This is a genomic window from Vibrio chagasii (assembly GCA_041879415.1).
Classification (GTDB): Bacteria; Pseudomonadota; Gammaproteobacteria; order Enterobacterales; family Vibrionaceae; genus Vibrio.
In genome coordinates this window covers 168,005-186,396 of sequence record CP090852.1, presented here as the reverse complement: position 1 = coordinate 186,396, position 18,392 = coordinate 168,005, and the positions used below count along the sequence as shown (strand labels likewise).

14 protein-coding genes are annotated in these 18,392 nt (G+C 43.9%); 7 read left to right on the top strand and 7 right to left on the bottom strand.

Translation table 11 applies throughout. The features are described 5' to 3' along the window. Positions 1-9: 9 nt before the first annotated feature. Together L0991_14950 and L0991_14945 are read left to right on the top strand one after the other, a co-directional pair. Entirely contained in the window at positions 10-486 is a 477-nt protein-coding gene (locus tag L0991_14950; protein ID XGB64850.1) for a hypothetical protein, read from the top strand. Between the two features lies 1 nt (position 487). Continuing rightward, positions 488-1,555, top strand: coding sequence for a sulfate ABC transporter permease (locus tag L0991_14945; GenBank protein ID XGB64849.1), 1,068 nt, complete (start codon positions 488-490; stop codon positions 1,553-1,555). Between the two features lie 88 nt (positions 1,556-1,643). Here the strand turns inward: L0991_14945 and L0991_14940 are convergent, their stop codons facing one another. The 3 genes from L0991_14940 to L0991_14930 all read right to left on the bottom strand — a co-directional run bounded on the left by L0991_14940 (position 1,644) and on the right by L0991_14930 (position 4,789). Beyond that, positions 1,644-2,054, bottom strand: a complete 411-nt coding sequence (locus L0991_14940; GenBank protein ID XGB64848.1) for a substrate-binding domain-containing protein — start codon at positions 2,052-2,054, stop codon at positions 1,644-1,646. 9 nt (positions 2,055-2,063) lie between these two features. Further along, a complete protein-coding gene (locus L0991_14935; protein ID XGB64847.1) occupies positions 2,064-3,206 on the bottom strand; it encodes a hypothetical protein in 1,143 nt (380 codons plus the stop codon). A gap of 116 nt (positions 3,207-3,322) precedes the next feature. Next, the gene (locus tag L0991_14930; GenBank protein XGB65450.1) at positions 3,323-4,789 is read right to left on the bottom strand and encodes a methyl-accepting chemotaxis protein; all 1,467 of its coding nucleotides are present in this window, start codon (positions 4,787-4,789) and stop codon (positions 3,323-3,325) included. A gap of 623 nt (positions 4,790-5,412) precedes the next feature. Between L0991_14930 and ggt the strand changes: the two genes are divergently transcribed. Further along, on the top strand, positions 5,413-7,143 hold the full coding sequence (ggt, locus tag L0991_14925; GenBank protein ID XGB64846.1) for a gamma-glutamyltransferase: 1,731 nt from the start codon (positions 5,413-5,415) through the stop codon (positions 7,141-7,143). Positions 7,144-7,323: 180 nt separating this feature from the next. On the opposite strand, the gene L0991_14920 is transcribed toward ggt, so the two are convergent. Beyond that, positions 7,324-8,382 carry a hypothetical protein gene (locus L0991_14920; protein XGB64845.1) on the bottom strand — a complete coding sequence of 353 codons (1,059 nt, stop codon included), beginning with the start codon at positions 8,380-8,382 and terminating at the stop codon, positions 7,324-7,326. A gap of 81 nt (positions 8,383-8,463) precedes the next feature. Beyond that, positions 8,464-9,795 (bottom strand): anaerobic sulfatase maturase, encoded by a 1,332-nt coding sequence (locus L0991_14915; GenBank protein ID XGB64844.1) that lies wholly within the window; start codon positions 9,793-9,795, stop codon positions 8,464-8,466. Positions 9,796-9,932: 137 nt separating this feature from the next. Here L0991_14915 and L0991_14910 point away from each other — a divergent pair, with 137 nt between their 5' ends. Together L0991_14910 and L0991_14905 are read left to right on the top strand one after the other, a co-directional pair. Further along, complete coding sequence (locus tag L0991_14910) at positions 9,933-10,721, top strand: formylglycine-generating enzyme family protein (GenBank protein ID XGB64843.1); 789 nt, start codon at positions 9,933-9,935, stop codon at positions 10,719-10,721. 101 nt (positions 10,722-10,822) lie between these two features. Continuing rightward, positions 10,823-12,505, top strand: coding sequence for an alkaline phosphatase family protein (locus L0991_14905; protein XGB64842.1), 1,683 nt, complete (start codon positions 10,823-10,825; stop codon positions 12,503-12,505). A 104-nt stretch (positions 12,506-12,609) separates the two neighbouring features. Here L0991_14905 and L0991_14900 read toward each other — a convergent pair whose 3' ends face one another. Then, the gene (locus L0991_14900; protein ID XGB65449.1) at positions 12,610-13,704 is read right to left on the bottom strand and encodes a substrate-binding domain-containing protein; all 1,095 of its coding nucleotides are present in this window, start codon (positions 13,702-13,704) and stop codon (positions 12,610-12,612) included. 81 nt (positions 13,705-13,785) lie between these two features. Here L0991_14900 and L0991_14895 point away from each other — a divergent pair, with 81 nt between their 5' ends. Together L0991_14895 and L0991_14890 are read left to right on the top strand one after the other, a co-directional pair. Continuing rightward, a complete protein-coding gene (locus tag L0991_14895) occupies positions 13,786-14,904 on the top strand; it encodes a substrate-binding domain-containing protein (GenBank protein ID XGB64841.1) in 1,119 nt (372 codons plus the stop codon). Beyond that, complete coding sequence (locus L0991_14890) at positions 14,901-17,378, top strand: EAL domain-containing protein (GenBank protein ID XGB64840.1); 2,478 nt, start codon at positions 14,901-14,903, stop codon at positions 17,376-17,378. Before L0991_14895 ends, L0991_14890 begins: the two co-directional genes overlap by 4 nt. 105 nt (positions 17,379-17,483) lie before the next feature. On the opposite strand, the gene L0991_14885 is transcribed toward L0991_14890, so the two are convergent. Next, positions 17,484-18,389, bottom strand: a complete 906-nt coding sequence (locus L0991_14885; GenBank protein ID XGB64839.1) for a LysR family transcriptional regulator — start codon at positions 18,387-18,389, stop codon at positions 17,484-17,486. Positions 18,390-18,392 lie beyond the last annotated feature (3 nt).

Here is an 18,392-nt window from a genome sequence, read left to right as displayed (position 1 = left end):
GAGAAACCAATGGATTGGAAAAAAACAATAAAAACATTCCAGTGCAGAGCTGCGTTCATCGCGGTACTAGGGCTATTAGGAAGTCTACTTCTTGTTAGCCCAGCTCATGCAGCGGAAGACTACGCCATATTCTCTTTAGACACAGAGTTTGAAGCGATTTCTATTAACAAAGCAAGAAAACTATATCGAGGAAAAACCAAACGTCTTAACAGCAAACGTGTAGAACTATCAGATTGGCCTGAAAACAGCGCCGAAAGAGAGGAATTTTATCAACTTTTACTAGGAAAGAACGCCGCTCAAATGAACGCTCACTGGGCCGGATTATCTTTCTCGGGTAAAGCGCGTTATCCAAGAGAAATCAAAGCGGCGTCGACAGACAGCTTAGTGGATTGGCTTAACGACAAACCTAACCGTATTGGTTATGCCCCACTCTCTTCGATTCCTCAAAATGCCAACGTTCTCTACGTTATAAGCTCGGAGAAATAACATGAAAAAAATAATTACGTCAGTGCTATGTGCTTCAATTGCCTCTCCGGCTTTCGCGATCATCGAGCTCACCGATAACTTGTCTCTGAGCGGCTTTGGTTCAACGTCTTGGGCGACATCAGACAACGACAACCCTTTAATCATCAATCGTGGTTTTACCGATGAGAGTTGTTACGACTGTGATACCACTTTTGGTGTTCAACTCGATTATTTCTACGACTCATTCAAAGCCTCTGTGCAAGTTGTTAAAGCTCCTCAGTACGATTGGAGTGACCCGCAATTAGAATGGGCTTACCTTGGTTATGAATTCAATGATTTTGATGTCAGTATCGGGCGATTGAGACTGCCTCTTTTCCTTGCATCTGAGTACTACTATGTTGGGCAAGCCTACATGACAGCAAGGCCACCTACAGAAGTGTATAACGCCGTATTAGGTATAACCGCATTTAACGGGATTAAAGTCAGCTGGACTCATGATGTGAGTGATGAGGCAACGCTGTTACTCTCCCCTTTCTTTGGCGTAAAAGACAAAAACGAAGTTGATTTTAATTCGAGTACAGAACTGGAATTTGAAACCAATCGCATGTTTGGTGCCAACCTTCAGTTAAGTGGCGAGAACTATCGTTGGAATTTGTCCTTCCTCGACTCCAACTTTGATCAGACTGTTAAGATTAAAAACGTTGGTGCGTTACCCACTGCAGACAACCAACACATCCAGCTTTGGTCTTTGGGTGCTGAGTATGAATTTGGTCAAGCGGTACTATCAAGTGAAGGACAAATCAGTGATTTCTCTTCATCGATGTATGCAAGTCTAGGCTACAGATTGAATTCGTTTACGCCTTATGTCGTTTATGGTGCTGAATTTGACTCAAACGAACACCTCACAGGCAACAGCTATTTGATTGGTATCGATTACGACGTATTGCCGAACGTTTCCCTCAATGGTGAGGTGCAATACTTTGAAGCTCGTAAGACAAACGGCGCCTTTGTTGAAGACTTTAATCCACTGACGGGCTTTGATGATAAAGATGCTGTGCTATATACCATTATGCTGAGTTTCGTGTTCTAACCTCTACCGAGAAAACACATAACAGTAAAACGAAAAGCCCAAGACAACACCTTTGTCTTGGGCTTTTTTATTATCATCTAAAATTGCATTAGTACTTAAACAGCACTTTCACGTCACCCGTCAATGCCGACTCATCAACGTAACCAATGGCGTTAGTTTTTGACGCTACCGTTGTGATGGCCTCACTATAGTCCGCAACTTGAATAGGCGCTTCAGCTTTACCTGTAAACACTAGCCTTGACCAAGCAGATTGTAGCTGAGATTCACTGCGCCCCGTTGCGACTTCATGGAAGGCAAGTCGCCCTTCTGAACCATCAACTAACTCTATAATTTGCGCCTTAGTCCCGTTAGCCAGCTTGCTCTTTTTACCCATAAAGAGCTTTTTGACATCCGACTTCGACAAAGAATCCACACCGGCATTGTTACCAATAACAACCATGCCTGCCGATACATTAAATGAAAGGACGGCTAATGTTATCGCTGATAATAAAGTTTTCATGTTGCCTCCTTAAAATACGAAATCTAGACGAGCTGAATAGACAATTGAGCTGTCTTCAAGGTAATTCCCTGTCGCCATAAATGGGTTGGCTGCAGACGTCTCAACATTGGTTTGGAAGCCACCGCTTGTATCGCGGTAATCCACGTAAGTCACGTCAGCCTTTAACGACATATTCTTAGCAAAGTCCCAACGGTTACCGATAGAGTAAGAGATACGCTCGTAATTCATCGTCTCTTTAACTGCTGTAATCATCATGTTTTCACGTTCATCGTTATCCGTGGTTTCAACCCAGCTAACTGAAAGATAAGGTGTAAACTCATTGATTCGGTAGCCGACCAAGCCTGAAACTGATTGATAGTCGTAGAATTGACCTTCAATTTGAACGTCAGCGGCTTCTACGTTAACCAGTAGATCGCCGTTATCATATTGCGCCCCCAAAGAGATAAACTGACCATCTTGGCTATCAAGTAAAGGAGCTAACTGGCGGCAGTACGGGTCCGTTGATGTATTGAAATCACATGACGGGTTTGTTTCAGCAACCAAGTAAGAACCACGGAAAGTAAAATCATCAACGTTCCAGTTCGCGCTCAAACCATACAGTTGATCTAGCTTAACCTCACCTACGATTGAATCTTCCTCATCGATAGTGCCAATACCAACCAATGGCTGCAGCAATAGGCTTGAGTCTTCAAGCTCTATCGGAATCAGCAAGTCTGCGCCGGTATAACCTTTCAAAACAATGTTTTCATAAAGCTCTTGTGACGGCCTGATCATTGGATACGCATAGCCAAGATCGGTATAGTCTGAATAGAAGAATAGAGGAAGACGAAGCTTACCTGCACGAGCAGTAAACGAGTCGAAATCATAAGACGCGTAAGCCATCTCAAATTTTGGATCATAATCATAGCGGCTATTAGCAACCACCTGTGTTACGAATTTAGCACGCTCGTTGACTTGAAAGTCAAACTGCACCCCCGCTAGCGTCTCTTGTTCCCAGTCGAGTTTTTCGTCAGTGTAACCCGCATAGCCTATGGCGTTATCTGACTTACCAATACCTACAGAACCGAATCCGCTAATACGAATATTGTCCATGCTTGTCGCATTAGCGCCAAACGCCATGCCTACGAGTGCAGCAACCACTGTCTTTCTCATAACTAACTCCATTGTTATGTTATTTTCTTGTTTTTATATGAATCACCCGAATTTCGGGTGTAGACCTCCCTCCTTTATGTTTCACGAACAAGGATAAAGAGGACAATTAGGGGCTTTTAACTCACTTTAAAGTGGCCAGTTAATGTTGATATGTTTCGAGTGACCTCTTGAATATCATGGGCGACAGCATCAACTTGTTTTACACTGTTGCTGGTGCCTTCGGCCATTTTGCGAATTTCTTCTACAAAGCTTTCTATTCGGGTTGAGGTCTGTTCTTGCTGCTCTGTCGCAGCGGCAATACTTTCGTTTCGTTGGCTGATTTCGGTGACATCTGATGTAATTCTTTGCAGCGACCCTTCAGCCACTAAGAACTTCTCTACACAGTCTTCTGCTTTAATAACGCTTTCAGAGATAATGGTCGAAGCCGTTTGTGCTTGTTCTTGAAGTTGTAAAAGTACCGACTGAATTTCTTGGGTTGAAGTTTGTGTCCGTGACGCTAACGTTCGAACCTCATCAGCAACAACAGCAAAACCTCGACCTTGTTCTCCAGCACGAGCCGCTTCAATGGCCGCGTTAAGCGCTAACAGGTTGGTTTGTTCTGCAATTGCACTGATCGATTCTAAAATTGAACCTGCACTCTGTGTGTTGTCGTTCAGCTGTTTGACAACTTGCGATGCATTGCTGACATCGTTCGTTAGCTCTTTTACTGCAACGATGGTGCTCTCAACTTGCTGCTCGCCTAAGCTTGCTTGTTCACTAGCACTAGAAGCAGAAGATGACGCATCGTTTGCATTGGTTGCAATCTCTCGAGCAGCAAGAAATAGCTGATTCAATGAGCTAGAAACTTCTTCAATTGAAAGGTGTTGCTTCGTAGAAAGCTCGTTTGTAACTTGGCTCGACTTAACAAGAGAGCCAGAAATCGAATCCAGTTGAGTCACGTTGTCTATGGTATGGGTTACGTTCTGTTGCAGATGAGACACGAAGCTATTAAATGACTCTACTAATGGTTTAAGTTCATCATTTTTCTCGTGTTGAAGGCGTACTGTTAGGTCTCCGTCTCCCTCAGCGATATCGTGCATCTTATCGCTAATGTTTGCCAGATCCGCTCGAATTCCTCTTACGACTAACCACCCGAAGATACACATAGCAAGCATTGCCACCGCACCAGAAACACTCATGATTTGATTAGCCTGTTTATTATTGGCTTCTAGATCTTCAACTGCATTCTCGAACTCAGTTTGTCGGTCTGCGCTGAACTCACGCATGCCAAGGGTTAAGGCATCTAAAATCGCGGTACTTTCTTTTGCTAAACGACCGGCTTCGCTCAGACTGATCTCCTCATCGATCATTCCTTGGGCAATTTGGTAAGCAAGTTCAAAATATTGATTGGTCTTATTTTGCAGAAGCATCGATTCACCCTGCAGAGAAGGATCCAGCGTGATTTGACTATTGAAGTTACTTTGAATCGCAGCAAGAGTTTGCTTGTTCATTTCCAAAATATCTTCATCACCAAGCGTTACAGCTAAGTTAAAACGCTCCGCCAATTGGGAGATCAACACACTGTTTAACGACGCCGCGTTCATCACGGGATAAGTAACTTGGTCTATTCGATTAACCTGCTTGGTGTTGCTAGTGAGTGTATTCCCACCGACAAATAGAATACTAATAAACCCTACTAACGAAACCAAACATAACGCCAAAATTCGATTCTTAATCGATAGTGTAAACATAAGCTTCCTTGCTAAACAGTATGACAAACCGCACTAGTATTTTTTGGCACAATAACAGATCTGACCAGTTATTCAATCGGTCAATACAAAAATAGTGATAAATATGTAAATATTGTTTATAAAATGTATCATCCGTGATAATTACCATATAAATCATAAGCTTTAATTTTTAACTTCATCAAATGCTGCTTAATTCCAAGCTCGTCATCCTGTTTAAAACTTAATGTTTATTCGACTTCATACTCAACCAACATATTTAAACGCACGTATTCCATAGGCTTAATGTCGAGTTTAAATATATAAAAACACGATGATTCAAACGCGTTACCAATAATTAAATTTCCTACATGCCCTACACTTTAATAACTGTGTCAACATCGTCAGGTTTGTGTAAGAAGGCGACAGGCTCAAGAACTTACTCTTTTTAATTCAGTCAACCTTAGAGCGACTAAATTAAACCTCTAATTGGAGAGCGCATGCGTATAGCAACTTTATCTTTAAGCTTGGTTTCGGCGGTGGGTTTTGCTGCTGAGCCCAGCCCTTTTCCAGTAGTGCCTGATGCTGAAGGTGACAAATTCATGGTTAGTGCGACAAACCCCTATGTCAGCAGCACTGGCTATTCGATACTGAAACAAGGCGGTAATGCCATCGATGCCATGGTGGCAATGCAAATGACCATGTCGGTGGTCGAGCCCGACATGACCGGGATCGGCGGCGGAACGTTTGCTTTGTTTTATCAAAATGATAAAGACCAGTTTCTCGCTCTTGATGGACGAGATGAGGCGCCTTCAAGCGCGACACCCGACATGTTCATGGAAAACGGCAAGCCACTGAGTCGAAATGAAATTTTAGGTCCTCGTTCGGTCGCAATACCTGGCACTCTTCGTCTACTTTATAGTGCCCACCAAGAGTATGGGAAACTGCCTTGGTCAGAGTTAGTTCAACCGGCCATCGACCTGGCTAGCAAAGGTTATGCGATGAATAGCTACACGTACGACATTGTAGTCCGTGAGCAAAACCGTTTAATTGAAGATCCAGAAATCAAAGCGCTCTATTGGGATAACGACGAAATCAAACCGACGGGCACCTTGATGACCAATCCAAAGCTTGCCGATACGTTGACCAATATTGCTCAACAAGGTGACAAATACCTTTATGGTGGAGAGTTTGGTAAGAACATTGTAGAAACGGTCAACAGTCGCATCGATTCAGACCATGCAAAACTATCCATTGAAGACTTTGAGCAGTACCAAATCAAAAAGCGTGACGTCATTGAGAGCGACTATCGTGGTAACAAGATCGTATCCTTTGGTTACCCTGCCTCTGGTGGCGTGATGGTAGCGCAAAGCCTAGAAATGCTTGAAGCGTATGATTTGGCAGACATGTCCAAAACCGACGCAGAACCATGGCGCTTGATGACAGAGGCAATGAGAATCGCTAAAGCCGATCGTATTGCTTACGCTGGCGATCCTGATTATGTGGAAACACCCGTAAGTGCCCTGCTTGATAAATCTTATATTGATAAGCGACGCCAACTGATCCCAGAAAATGGGATCGCTCAATCAAATCCGAAAGCTGGCAAGGTTTCAGATACCGATTACGCACAACATCAAGGCTTTGAGAGCAAGGATACCGGACACATCTCCATCATCGATAAAGAAGGCAATGCGATAGCCATGACAAGCACCATCGGTACAGGAATGGGCTCTGGCGTGATGGTAGACGGTGTGATCTTGAATGCACAAATGGCGAATTTTTCTACCAAACCAACCATCAATGGCAAACCAAGCCAAAATGCAATTGAAGCAGGCAAGCGTCCTCGTTCAGCAATCACGCCATTAATGGTGATCGATAAACAAGATGACCTGCGTTTAGTTGTTGGCTCTCCGGGTAGCTCACAAATTCCTGGGTACGTGTTAAAAACCGTGGTTGGTGTTGTGGATTGGGATCTATCAGCGCAAGAAGCGATTGACCTGCCAAACATTCAATACGGAACTAAGATAGATCGCACCAAGCCCTATGACCCAACAGGCCTTTTGGTCGAGAAAAAAACCTACGCCGAAATGTTGGTTCCAGAATTCATGCAGCTTGGTTACCCAGTCCATGTCATACCTGTCGTCAGTGGCTTAAACGCCATTGAAATCAAAGATGGAAAACTTTACGGCGCAACAGACAGACGTCGCGCATCCAGTTCTATGGGTGAATAGATGTTTTATGAGTGAATAGATGCTTTACGGGTGAGTAGCTCAGCTCACCCACTATAGCGCCTCTGATTTGTCTCTTGTTCCAACCACACATTTTAAAATCACTTCCAAATGCAAAAAGCCAGTCGAACGTTTCGACTGGCTTTTCAATAACTCACTTTAGTTTATCGAATAACGCAATTACTACGAACTTGGCGCTACTCGCTTCTCTTTCAACTGTTCAATCACATAGTCAGGTGCGACCTTACTAAGCTCCGTCAAACATTCATCAGTTTTTTCATTACCATAACGCACGTAAATATCACATACAGCGTAGAGCTGCTCTGGAGCACCAGAAATCAAATACGCCTTTTCAAATGATTTTGTCGACTTGTCGATATCGAGATCTTCTTGCAATACACCGTTGAGGTACCAGTAATAACTGTTGTCTTTCGCTAGCTCAGCAGCCACTTCGATCTCTTTTGCTGCGGCGCCCTTCTCTTCTAATCGAACTAAGGTCAACGATTTTGAGTAATGCAAAGCCGCATTGTCCGGCACATTCGCTAAACCGCGATCTAACACTTCAACCGCTTGTTGGTCTTTCTTCTGAGCTCGGAAGTTGTCTGCGTAGCTCAACCATACTTGAGGATCATTTTGATGCGTTTTAATCAGCTCTAAATAAACCGTTTCTGCCTTTTCCCACTCATTGTGCCAACGTAGGACATCTGCAAACAGTAACTGAAACTTCTCTGATTCTTGTGTTTCCAAGAAAGTGATCAGCTCTTTTACCGCCGGTTCAATTTCCGCTTTTTGCGCTTCATCTAGAGTATTGAAATCACGAACTAAATTCGATGTCGCTGTGTGACGAACCATGGTATCGCTGTCTTTAAGCAAAGGAGAAATCAATGCCCAACGATGTTCCAGTTGATAGGGTTCAGAGCCAATAACTGCAGCTTCACGCACTTCAGGGTCTTGGTCTTTCAAGCCTCTCGCAACGGCCACCAGTGCGTTTTGGCTTGGGTATGAAGCCAATTCTTGCAAGGCTCCTGTGCGGTTTTCAATAGACTGATTCTTATCTTGTGCCATGTAAGACAACTGCTGAATGCGTGTTTGAGTGTCAGTCATTTCAAGCACTTGATTAATGTTCTGTGCAGGTGCGTCAACAGTGGCTTGGACGCTGTTAGCTGCCATTGCAGATGTTGATAGCAATGCTGACGTTGAAATAACTAAAGCAACCGCTGTCGCTAAACTCTTCTTGATCATAGTGGTACCTTAAACTTGAGAATTTAGCCTGTCCCTAGACTCATATCTGATTGATTGTCGTTAAGATTGATAGACCTTGAATTAGAACTTGGTCTCGAACGTCGCTTGTTTGGCCATCTCGGCACGACGCGCCATCATTACAGAATCGCTGTATTTCCCGTGTGCCACCGGGTGTCTCATAGCACGAGCGATGTACGCCATTGATTTGTCAACATGAGAAAAGAACTTGTGCCAACCCGCACATAAGTAATTCAAACCCGGCTCACCTGAACGAGTTTTGATAAAGCGGTTTTTAGGGCACTCACCATGACAAGCAAACTTATAATCACATTGCTGACATTGGCTGGTTAATGTGCGTGATTTAGCAAAGCCAAACTTCTGTTGTGAAGCGCTGTACGCCAGATCATCCAATTTCTCGTGATGGATATTGCCGATTTTGTATTCTGGATAAACATAGTGGTCACATGAGAAAACGTCACCATTAGGCTCCATAGCAAGGCCTTTTCCGCAAATCTCATTCAAGGTACAAAGTGGATTAGGACGACCAATCCACGTTTCTAAACTTGCTTCGAAATATTGCACGAACACTTTGCCGATATCGTTTTTCGCCCACTCATCAAACACGGTAATGAGAAAGTTACCCCACGCCAGATCTGATACACACCACGACTCCATAATTGAATCTTTATGACCCGGGATCAGGCGCTTGTCACCCTGCTTCAATTGCTCGCTCACTTGAGAAGTTTGCGGTGCAACCGTTCTAAAGGTTTTTTGCTCAACGATTGGGATAAATTGCATTTGTGGCGACTTCACCACATCACGTAAGAATCGGTACACTTCTAGTGCATTTTGACTGGTCAGGTTGTTCACGCAGGTTAACGTCGCGAATTTCACCTGGTGTTTGTGCAGCAGTTCAACCGCAGCCATTACTTGCTTGAACGTACCACGACCGGCTCGGTTAGTACGGTAGGCGTTATGCAGCATCTCTGGGCCATCAATACTTAAGCCTACTAGGAAGTTATTCTTTGCTAAGAATTGCCCCCAATCGTCATTCAGTAATGTGCCATTGGTTTGCAGGTCATTGGAAATCAATACACCTTCAGGTTGATACTTCTTCTGTAGTTCAACCACACGTTCAAAATAAGCCAAACCAAGCATGGTAGGTTCTCCACCCTGCCATGAAAAGATGATCTCAGGTGTATTTTGACCTTCGATGTATTGTCGGATGTAGGTCTCTAATGTTTCATCATCCATTCTTGGAGAACTGCCTTTCTTGTACTCCAACAAATCTTGCTTACTAAGGTAATAACAATATTTACAGTCAATATTACATGCTGCGCCAATTGGCTTCGCCATAACATGCAAGCGTTTAGACGCTTTGCCATTATATTGAGGACCTTGAGTAATGTGCATGATTTACCTACCTATCTTAGTGTCTTGTTCCCATAATAATTCCGAATGAAGTCAGTGGCATGTTATACCCTTTATAACCAATTGGAATGACCGAAAACGTTAGAATTGACCTCTATTTCGAACATTTGAGGCACGTGATGAAATTTATCAATTACAAACATTTAGCAGCAGTTAGTGGCGTCACCATGACTATTCTTCTTAGCGGCTGTTCAAGCGTGCCAACGCACCCTATCGCCCAACAAATTGATCAAGATATGGTGTTGGTTGAAGGTGGGACATTCACCATGGGCTCAAACAGCCCAGAAGCAAGTAAAGCCGAGCGTCCAGCACGTAGTGTTACTGTAGATAGTTTCTACATCGCGAAGTTTGAGGTGACTCAAGAATTATTCGAATCAGTAATGGGCTCATCTCTCAGTTACTTCCCAAACCCGCAAATTCCAGTCAATAACCTTAGCTGGCAACAAGCAAACTATTTCGTAGAGCAACTCAATAAGTTAACGGGTGAAGAGTACCGTTTGCCAACAGAAGCTGAATGGGAATTTGCAGCCAAAGGTGGCAACAAGAGCAAAGGGTATACTTACAGTGGTTCCAACAACTTAGATGATGTTGCGTGGTACTCAGCAAATTCGAAAAATAGCGCACACCCAGTCGGGCTAAAGAAACCAAATGAACTAGGCTTATATGACATGACAGGTAATGTTGGCGAATTCGTTATCGATGCCTTCGATGACACCTTCTACCGATTTGGTCCGACAGACAATCCAAACAACGCTAAACACAGTGACGTAGGCTTATCACATAAGTCTGTTCGCGGTGGCAGTTTTGCTTATGACGAAAATGAATCGGAAAGTTACCGTCGTGATTTCGCAAGCCAATCCATCACCATGTCTGACATGGGACTGCGCCTAGTTAAAGACGCAGACTAAGCGCATCGCGGAATAAGTTTATCGCGTTGTTTATAACGATAAACAGAACTCATGCGACACAAACGTTTTCACGCTACGGCAATACTGAATAAGGACACTCTATGCAATACACCAAGCTTTCAGGTCTTACACTTGCTCTACTCTGTGCTTTGCCCGCAACAGCTGCAGAGAAACCAGATTTGGTTCTTCAAATCACGGTTGATGGTCTGCGTGCCGATCTTATAGAGCGCTATAAGCATAACTTTGGTGAAGGTGGCTTTCGGTATTTGATGGATGATGGCACGTATTACACCAATGCCAATTATCAGCATGGCAACACGGAAACAATTGTAGGACACGTCTCTCTGGCTACGGGTGCTCCACCTAGCGTTCACGGCATGGTGGGTAATGTTTGGTACGACCGTAGTGAAGAGCGTTTAGTGTATAACGTAGAGGATGGTAACTACACCATGCTCACTTCTGGCGCAGGTGTCGACAAAGCGACAGAAATCGACCCGACACAAAAAGCAGCACAAGGCGATGGCCGTTCTCCCGAGCCAATCCTCTCGACCACGTTTGGTGACGAGCTGATGATCTCAAATAGCGGAAAATCAAAGGTTTTTGGTGTTTCAGTTAAAGATCGTGGTGCAATCTCTTTAGCGGGACACAGTGGCAAAGCCTTCTGGTTCTCTAAAGCGCAATCTGAATTTGTCACGAGTGATTACTATTATGATGAATACCCAGATTGGGTATCTCGTTGGAATGAAAAGAAAGTTGCAGCGCAATACTCGAAACAGAAATGGGAACTATCTTTACCGCGTGAACAGTATACCCTTCAAGAGCACGATACCGATTACAAGGTTAAGCTAGGTGACTTCCAACGCACCTTCCCTCACCCTTACGGCCCAGCGAGTTATAAATATTACAGCACCACGTTAACCGTGAGCCCAGCAGGTGATGAGATTACTGAAAACTTTGCCAGCACACTATTAATGCAAGAAAAACTTGGGCAAGGCGATGCCACCGACTACCTATCGGTTAGCTTCTCATCGAACGATTATGTGGTTCACCTCTACGGTCCAGAAAGTTTAGAAACTGAAGATAACTTGATTCGACTTGATAAAACCATTGCGAAACTTTTAAAAACCGTCGATGACCAAGTGGGTTTAGATAAAACACTCATTGTTTTGTCCGCCGACCATGGCGTACCTGAAGCATCGCCTGCGGCAAATGCGCTTGGTTTTAGTCAGGCACAATACTTCGACAAAGATGCTCTGCTTTCAAGCGGTGTCGAGAAGCGATTGAAAGATGAATTCGGTTTATCTAAAGATGCAATTCGCTTGTATGCACAGCCTTACATTTATCTGAATCATGACCTTATTGCTGAGAAGAAACTTGACCTAGCAAAAGTGCAAGAAGCGATGGCTGATGAGATTGCCAAAATAAAAGGCGTAGCGTTTGCTGTTTCAAGCAGTGACATAGCGAAGAACAGAGTACCTGATACCCATGTGATGCAGCTCATCAAAAACAACTATCACCCAGCTCGTTCTGGTGACGTTTATGTTGTATTTGCACCGCGCAGCTACATCAACGACATGGAAGGTCTTCAGATCGCGTCGACACATGGTTCGCCATGGAAATACGACACTCATGTACCGGTTATCTTCGCAGGTTATGACGTTGAAGCTAAAAAGGTATCACGAGCAGTTACACCTTATGATATAGCACCGACCCTCTCTAATAAGCTAGGCATCACACAGCCAAGTGGTTCGATTGGTGAGGTATTGAAAGAAATCGTCGACTAAAAGCATTGGCACTAAACCTGTGCATTACGAACGATAAAAAAGCCGCTTACCTAATACAGGCAAGCGGCTTTTTCTTTGCTGTAGTACCGGTAACGTTCGGTGCACTAGTTTTTGCCTGAATAACGGAAAGCCTCTCGCGTTAACTGACTCAACTCTTCATCATCCATTTTGTTGTGCACCACGGTTATTCTGCCTAGATAAATCAACGGCACTTCTGTTTGTCGACCTTCCAAGTGAAACTTGATGGCTTCTGCAGTGGCAACCCCCAGATCATCACTCATTCGCATTGGTGTTGCATCAAGCTCGTCAGATCGGATTTTCTCTATCTCTTTTGCGGTTCCACCCCAACCTGTCACATATATCTCAGACAACTTGTCTGCTTCGCCTAGTGCATCTACAGCACCCATCGTCATTGCCGTGTTCGCATTGTGAACCATGGTCACTTCTGGAAAGTTACCCAAAACCAAACGGATCCCATCAGCACCACCAATTTTTTGATACTGCCCAAAATGCTCATAAACCGTTAACCAATCGCCCTTCTCTTCTACACAGTCAATAAACCCTTGAGAGCGTTGTGTATCTGTAATACCTGGAATACCTCGGTTAGCGGAAAACTTCACGTCGTTACCTAGCTCTTTGACCACGTGGTCACACAACACCTCGGCTCCCATTTCGCTGGAAAAATCAAACCAACTATCAGGTTGGTGAGTCCACTGTTCGTTTGGCGTGTGAAATGCCCAAATGAAGGTTTTAAAGTCAGAGGAAGCCGACAGTTTTTGGATATTACCGGCTTGTATACCCAACTCTGATGGTCCAAAAATGACAAAATCATAGGGTTTTTCAGAGCTAAGAACTTGCTCGGTGTATTGAGTTTGAAGTGAGTGTTCGATCTGCCTAGATGTAAATTCATCAATCTCAAATTTAAGCTGTAAGGCAATCAATCTTTCCTTCAACGCGATGAAATTACGTATCCAGAAATCAGAAATATCTGCACTTGGATAAATTAAAGCGATCCTTACGGGCTTTTCAGAAGATTTCGTTGCTAAAGAAATGGGCTCTCCGCTTACAGTCTCTTGAAATTTTTCAAGTTTTTCAAAATCACTGTCAGGCCTTTCCCCATCAGCGCTCACAGGCTGTGAAACCATAAAACAAGTAGTTAGGAGCAGAGGTAAAAGGATTTTATAATTTTGACCCAGCATAAATGTTACCAAGTGTTTGAATGTTTATTAACAATATTATAAATATAGAGAGATAATAATTTAAAGACTTTTATAGAGCCGATGAATAGAACATTTCACTTTGCGAGTTTATTGCTTGCTATCACTTGCAGCTCAACGAGTTTTGCAGGGTATCCAGAGGACGTATTTTTCAAATACGCAGAAAACAAAGTCACACGTGCTGTATCAAACCAAGTCACATGGGGAGGCCCAACGGAAGGTCCTGCCGTGCGCCATGAAAAGAACATTATTTTTGTAGCTTCGGATCTGCGCAACGGCGGTGTTTATGGCGTAGGTAAAGGGTTATCAGAAGCGATATCCAACATTGATTGGCACCTGCGTTTTATCGACGGTCTAGGCTCTGAAGTTCGCCAAGGTGCGGCAATAAGAAAGGCAATAGGTTTTCACCCAGATGCAATCGTGCTTGGTGGAATTGATGCTGTCCGCCACCAAAAGATCTTAAAACAAGCTCAAGATTTAGGAATTACTATCATTGGCTGGCACGCGACGGAGTTAGCAGGTGGAGATCCTGATATTGGTCTCTTCACGAATATCACGACCGACCCATTAGATGTCGCTGAAGTTGCGGCCTTGCTTGCGATTGTTGACTCCAACGAACAAGCAAAAATTGTGGTGTTTACAGACCCAAACTACGAAATTGCGATGATTAAAGCTAACGCTATGGTCGACACCATCAAGCAGTGTCGTAACTGTGATGTTCTGGAGCTTATCTACCTACCACTCGATCAAATCGACCAAAAGATGCCTGCTACCTTGAAGATGCTGGATAAAAAATACGGAGACAATATCACGCATATTTTGGCGATAAACGACTTGTATATCGACTATGCCATCCCCTCCTTAGAATCTAACCTAGAAGAAAACAAACTGATTCCAAACAATATTTCTGCGGGGGATGGTAGCAAAGCCGCCTACAAGCGAATCAACAGAGATCAGTTCCAATCAGCGACTGTTCCAGAGCCTTTATACCTACAAGGTTGGCAAATCGTTGACGAACTCAACCGAGCATTCAATAGCATGCCACCAAGTGGTTATTCTGCGCCTGTTCACCTCGTGACTCCAAACAACGTCGCAGAGCTGATTAACAACGAAGCGACTGGTATTTATGACCCTAAAAATGGCTACCGCGAAGCGTATTTGAATATTTGGAAGCCGCAATGAAACTGAATCAAATAAACATTACCCAGCGTTTCATCATCTCCAACTTCATTTCGCTACTTATCGTCAGCCTTGCTGTGATCATGGTGATTCGCTCTTTATATTATGTTGAGTCGACACTTAAAAACGAAACCTCAACACATGTATCTGAGTTGATTGTGAATTCAGAGATCAGCCGCCGAGTTTTCACGCTTACCTCTCGAGTGAAACTGCTCGAACAAACCTTTTTGTTCAGTGATAACACCTTGTCGGAAGAAGCATTTAACGTTGACTACCAACTTCAAAAGCTCAGAGACCTATCGACCAATGAAGGTTTTTCACAGAAGATCGATGCGTTCATTGATAACTTCCATCGTTTCTTGGGTAGCTCACTTGCACTCAATCTAATACTCAAGCAAACCAATCAAATAGATGCCACCTTAGCGGCACAATTGAACCAACTGGAGTTTGCTATTGCCGACAGCAAACTCAAACACCTCAACCAACATGACTTTATTCGTTATAACAACGAGCTCGATCTCATGAACATGTTGCGAGAGTCCTTTCTTACTTCAGGAAAAATGGTCGGTGATATCCATAGCCGCATTACGCCAGAAACAGAAAAAGTGCTTTTGATTAAAGTCGAAAAAGAGCTCGACATATTCTTACTGCACTTAGAAAACGTTGATATTGAAACTTCGGCAGTAATTGAACAGAAGAAGCGCATTCAGAAAACAGTTAAACGCTATAACGCGGCGTTGAAACGAATTCGTGCCAACCTTGAGCAACGCTGGCTGGTGATGGCTTCGCTTTTAGATGCACAAAGTGACTTACTCGAAATGGTAGAGAACACAGAGTCACGCGTTCAAAATCAAGCATTGGCGCTTACCGCTCAATTGGAAGAAGAGATCGGCGAATCACGACTCAACGCCATTATGATCAGTTTATCTGCCGTTATCTTGTCTCTACTACTGCTTAACTATGTGGTAAGGAACCACATTCAAAAACCATTGAATGCACTTAAGCACGGTTTTGACCGCTTAGAATCTGGCAGCTTGAGAGAACCTATTGCACTTGGCAGAAACGATGAATGGTCTCATTTGGAGAAAGCCTACAATGACATGGCAGGAAGGTTGTCTGAAGCTTATCTAGAGCTAACAGAGGAGAAAAAGAACTTCGACTTTCTCGCCCACCACGACCCATTAACAGGGTTAGCGAACCGACTGTTAGCTACAAAAAAACTGGATGAAGAGATCAAACGTTCACTTGAACAAGATTCCCGTTTCTTACTCTTTTATTTAGATATCGACGAGTTTAAAACCATCAATGATTCTCTCGGTCATGGACAAGGTGACAACCTACTTATCAATGTATCGAATATCCTAACCACCCTTGTTGGCATTAACGGTTTTGTTGCACGAATGGGCGGCGATGAGTTTATGGTCGTGTTCTCTAACATCAGCTTGAGCGAAGGCGAACAGCTAGCAGAGCGTTTAAACCAGTCACTTCGTAAGCCTTACTATACCGAAGACAACTCAATATTTGTTGCGGCCAGTATCGGCGTATGTGAATACCCAACTCACGGCGCTAACGGTGAAACTTTAATTCGAAACGCCGACACCGCCATGTATCACGCTAAGCGCAATGGTAGAGACCAGTACCGGGTTTATGCCGATAAGATGACCCACGAAGTGAACGATCTCATCGAAACCAATATGGGGTTGCATCAAGCGGTAGCTAACGATGAACTAGAAGTGTTTTTCCAACCAAAAGTCGATTTAGATTCGCAAGAGATCATTGGGGCAGAAGCACTTGTTCGTTGGCGACACCCGAAGCTAGGCCTACTTCCACCAGTGGATTTTCTGGAAGTGGCAGAGAAGAGTGACCTGATTATCGACATCGATAAATGGGTATTTAAGAAAGTGGCAAACCTAATTACTGAATGGCAACGTTCTGGAATCAATTTAGAGGGAGTGACTTTCTCTATCAACTTCTCAGCGCGAATGTTTTACATGACCGATCTTGCTGAACAACTCCAAGTCATACTCGATGAAACCGACTGCAAACCGCATCAGTTGCTACTTGAGATAACAGAAAGAGATATGATGCGAGACTTTGAAACCTGTTCGAGAACCATAGAAGTGCTTCATTCTAAGGGTTATAAGATCGCAATTGATGATTTTGGTACCGGCTATTCATCTCTTTCGGTACTAAAAAACCTGTCCGCTGACTGCGTTAAATTAGACCGTAGTTTTATCGAAGACATCAACTCATCTAAGGTCGATTACGAGATCACATGTGCAGTATTAAAACTTGCTCAGATACTTGATTTTTCAGTCATTGCGGAAGGACTTGAAACACAAAGCCATGTCAAAACCTTACGTCAGATAGGCTGTAAATACGCGCAAGGCTATTTCTTTGCTCGACCTCTACCTATCGATGATTGGGTCTCTTATTTTGTTGGCAATGCGGAGCAAGCATCACAAGCATCAGTATAGGCTGTCGCTTCAAGCTATGTGGAATGACTCGTTTGTACCCTACTCCAGACGTAATAAAAGCGTCTGGAGTGGGCCTACGAAACCACCACTCAGCTAACGAAAGCGCTAAGCCGAGACCTCTTTTGCTGCGGCTTTGATCTTGGCGCGTAACCACTTGTGGCTTGGTTCGTTAGTGCGGCTTGGGTGCCAAATCATACACATATCGAGGTTGTCCAATTCGAATGGTAAAGGGAGTGTTTTCACCTTGTACTTTTCGGAGAAACAACGCACCGATGACATAGGTAGCATTCCGATGTAATCAGAACTCTCGATCACTGGCAGCATCTCAACGACCCCTGCAGCTCGGTACACTACCCTACGCTTTTCTAAGTCTCTGAAATGATCAGAGCTCAATAAGCTTCGGCGTGCGTGCCATTTTGATACCACAACATGCTCAAGTGATAAAAACTGCTCCATATCGATGGTATCACCGATTGACGGGTGATCTTCTCGGCATACAACCACCAGCTCTTCAGTGGAAACGACCTCGTGCTTGAGCGTCGTTCGGCCTCTTGGCGTCATATCGATGATCACATCGTGTCTTTGTAGCCTCAGGTCAGACTCGTAGTCTTCAGTAAACAGAGGGTGAATTTCCAACGCAATACCCGGTGCTACCTGGCTGATCAATTGCATCACCCTAGGCATCATTTCATAGCTGGCCGCAGATACACAGGCGATAGAAAAAACGCGGCCAGAGGTTTTAGGGTCGAAGTCTCTTGATGCAGACAGTGTCGACGTGAAGTTCTTCAGTGCCGCCGCCATTGCTGGGTAGATATCCATCGCGAAAGTGGTTGGCTCAACACCTGAAGTGGTACGGTGAAACAGTGGCTCATCATAGATATCTCTCAACCTCGCAAGTGCTTTGCTCACAGCAGGTTGGCTGATATCCATGCGGCTAGCAGCTCTTGATAAGTTCTGCTCTTCATAGATAGCGACAAATATTGGAATTAAATTTAGCTCGGTACTTTTCATACA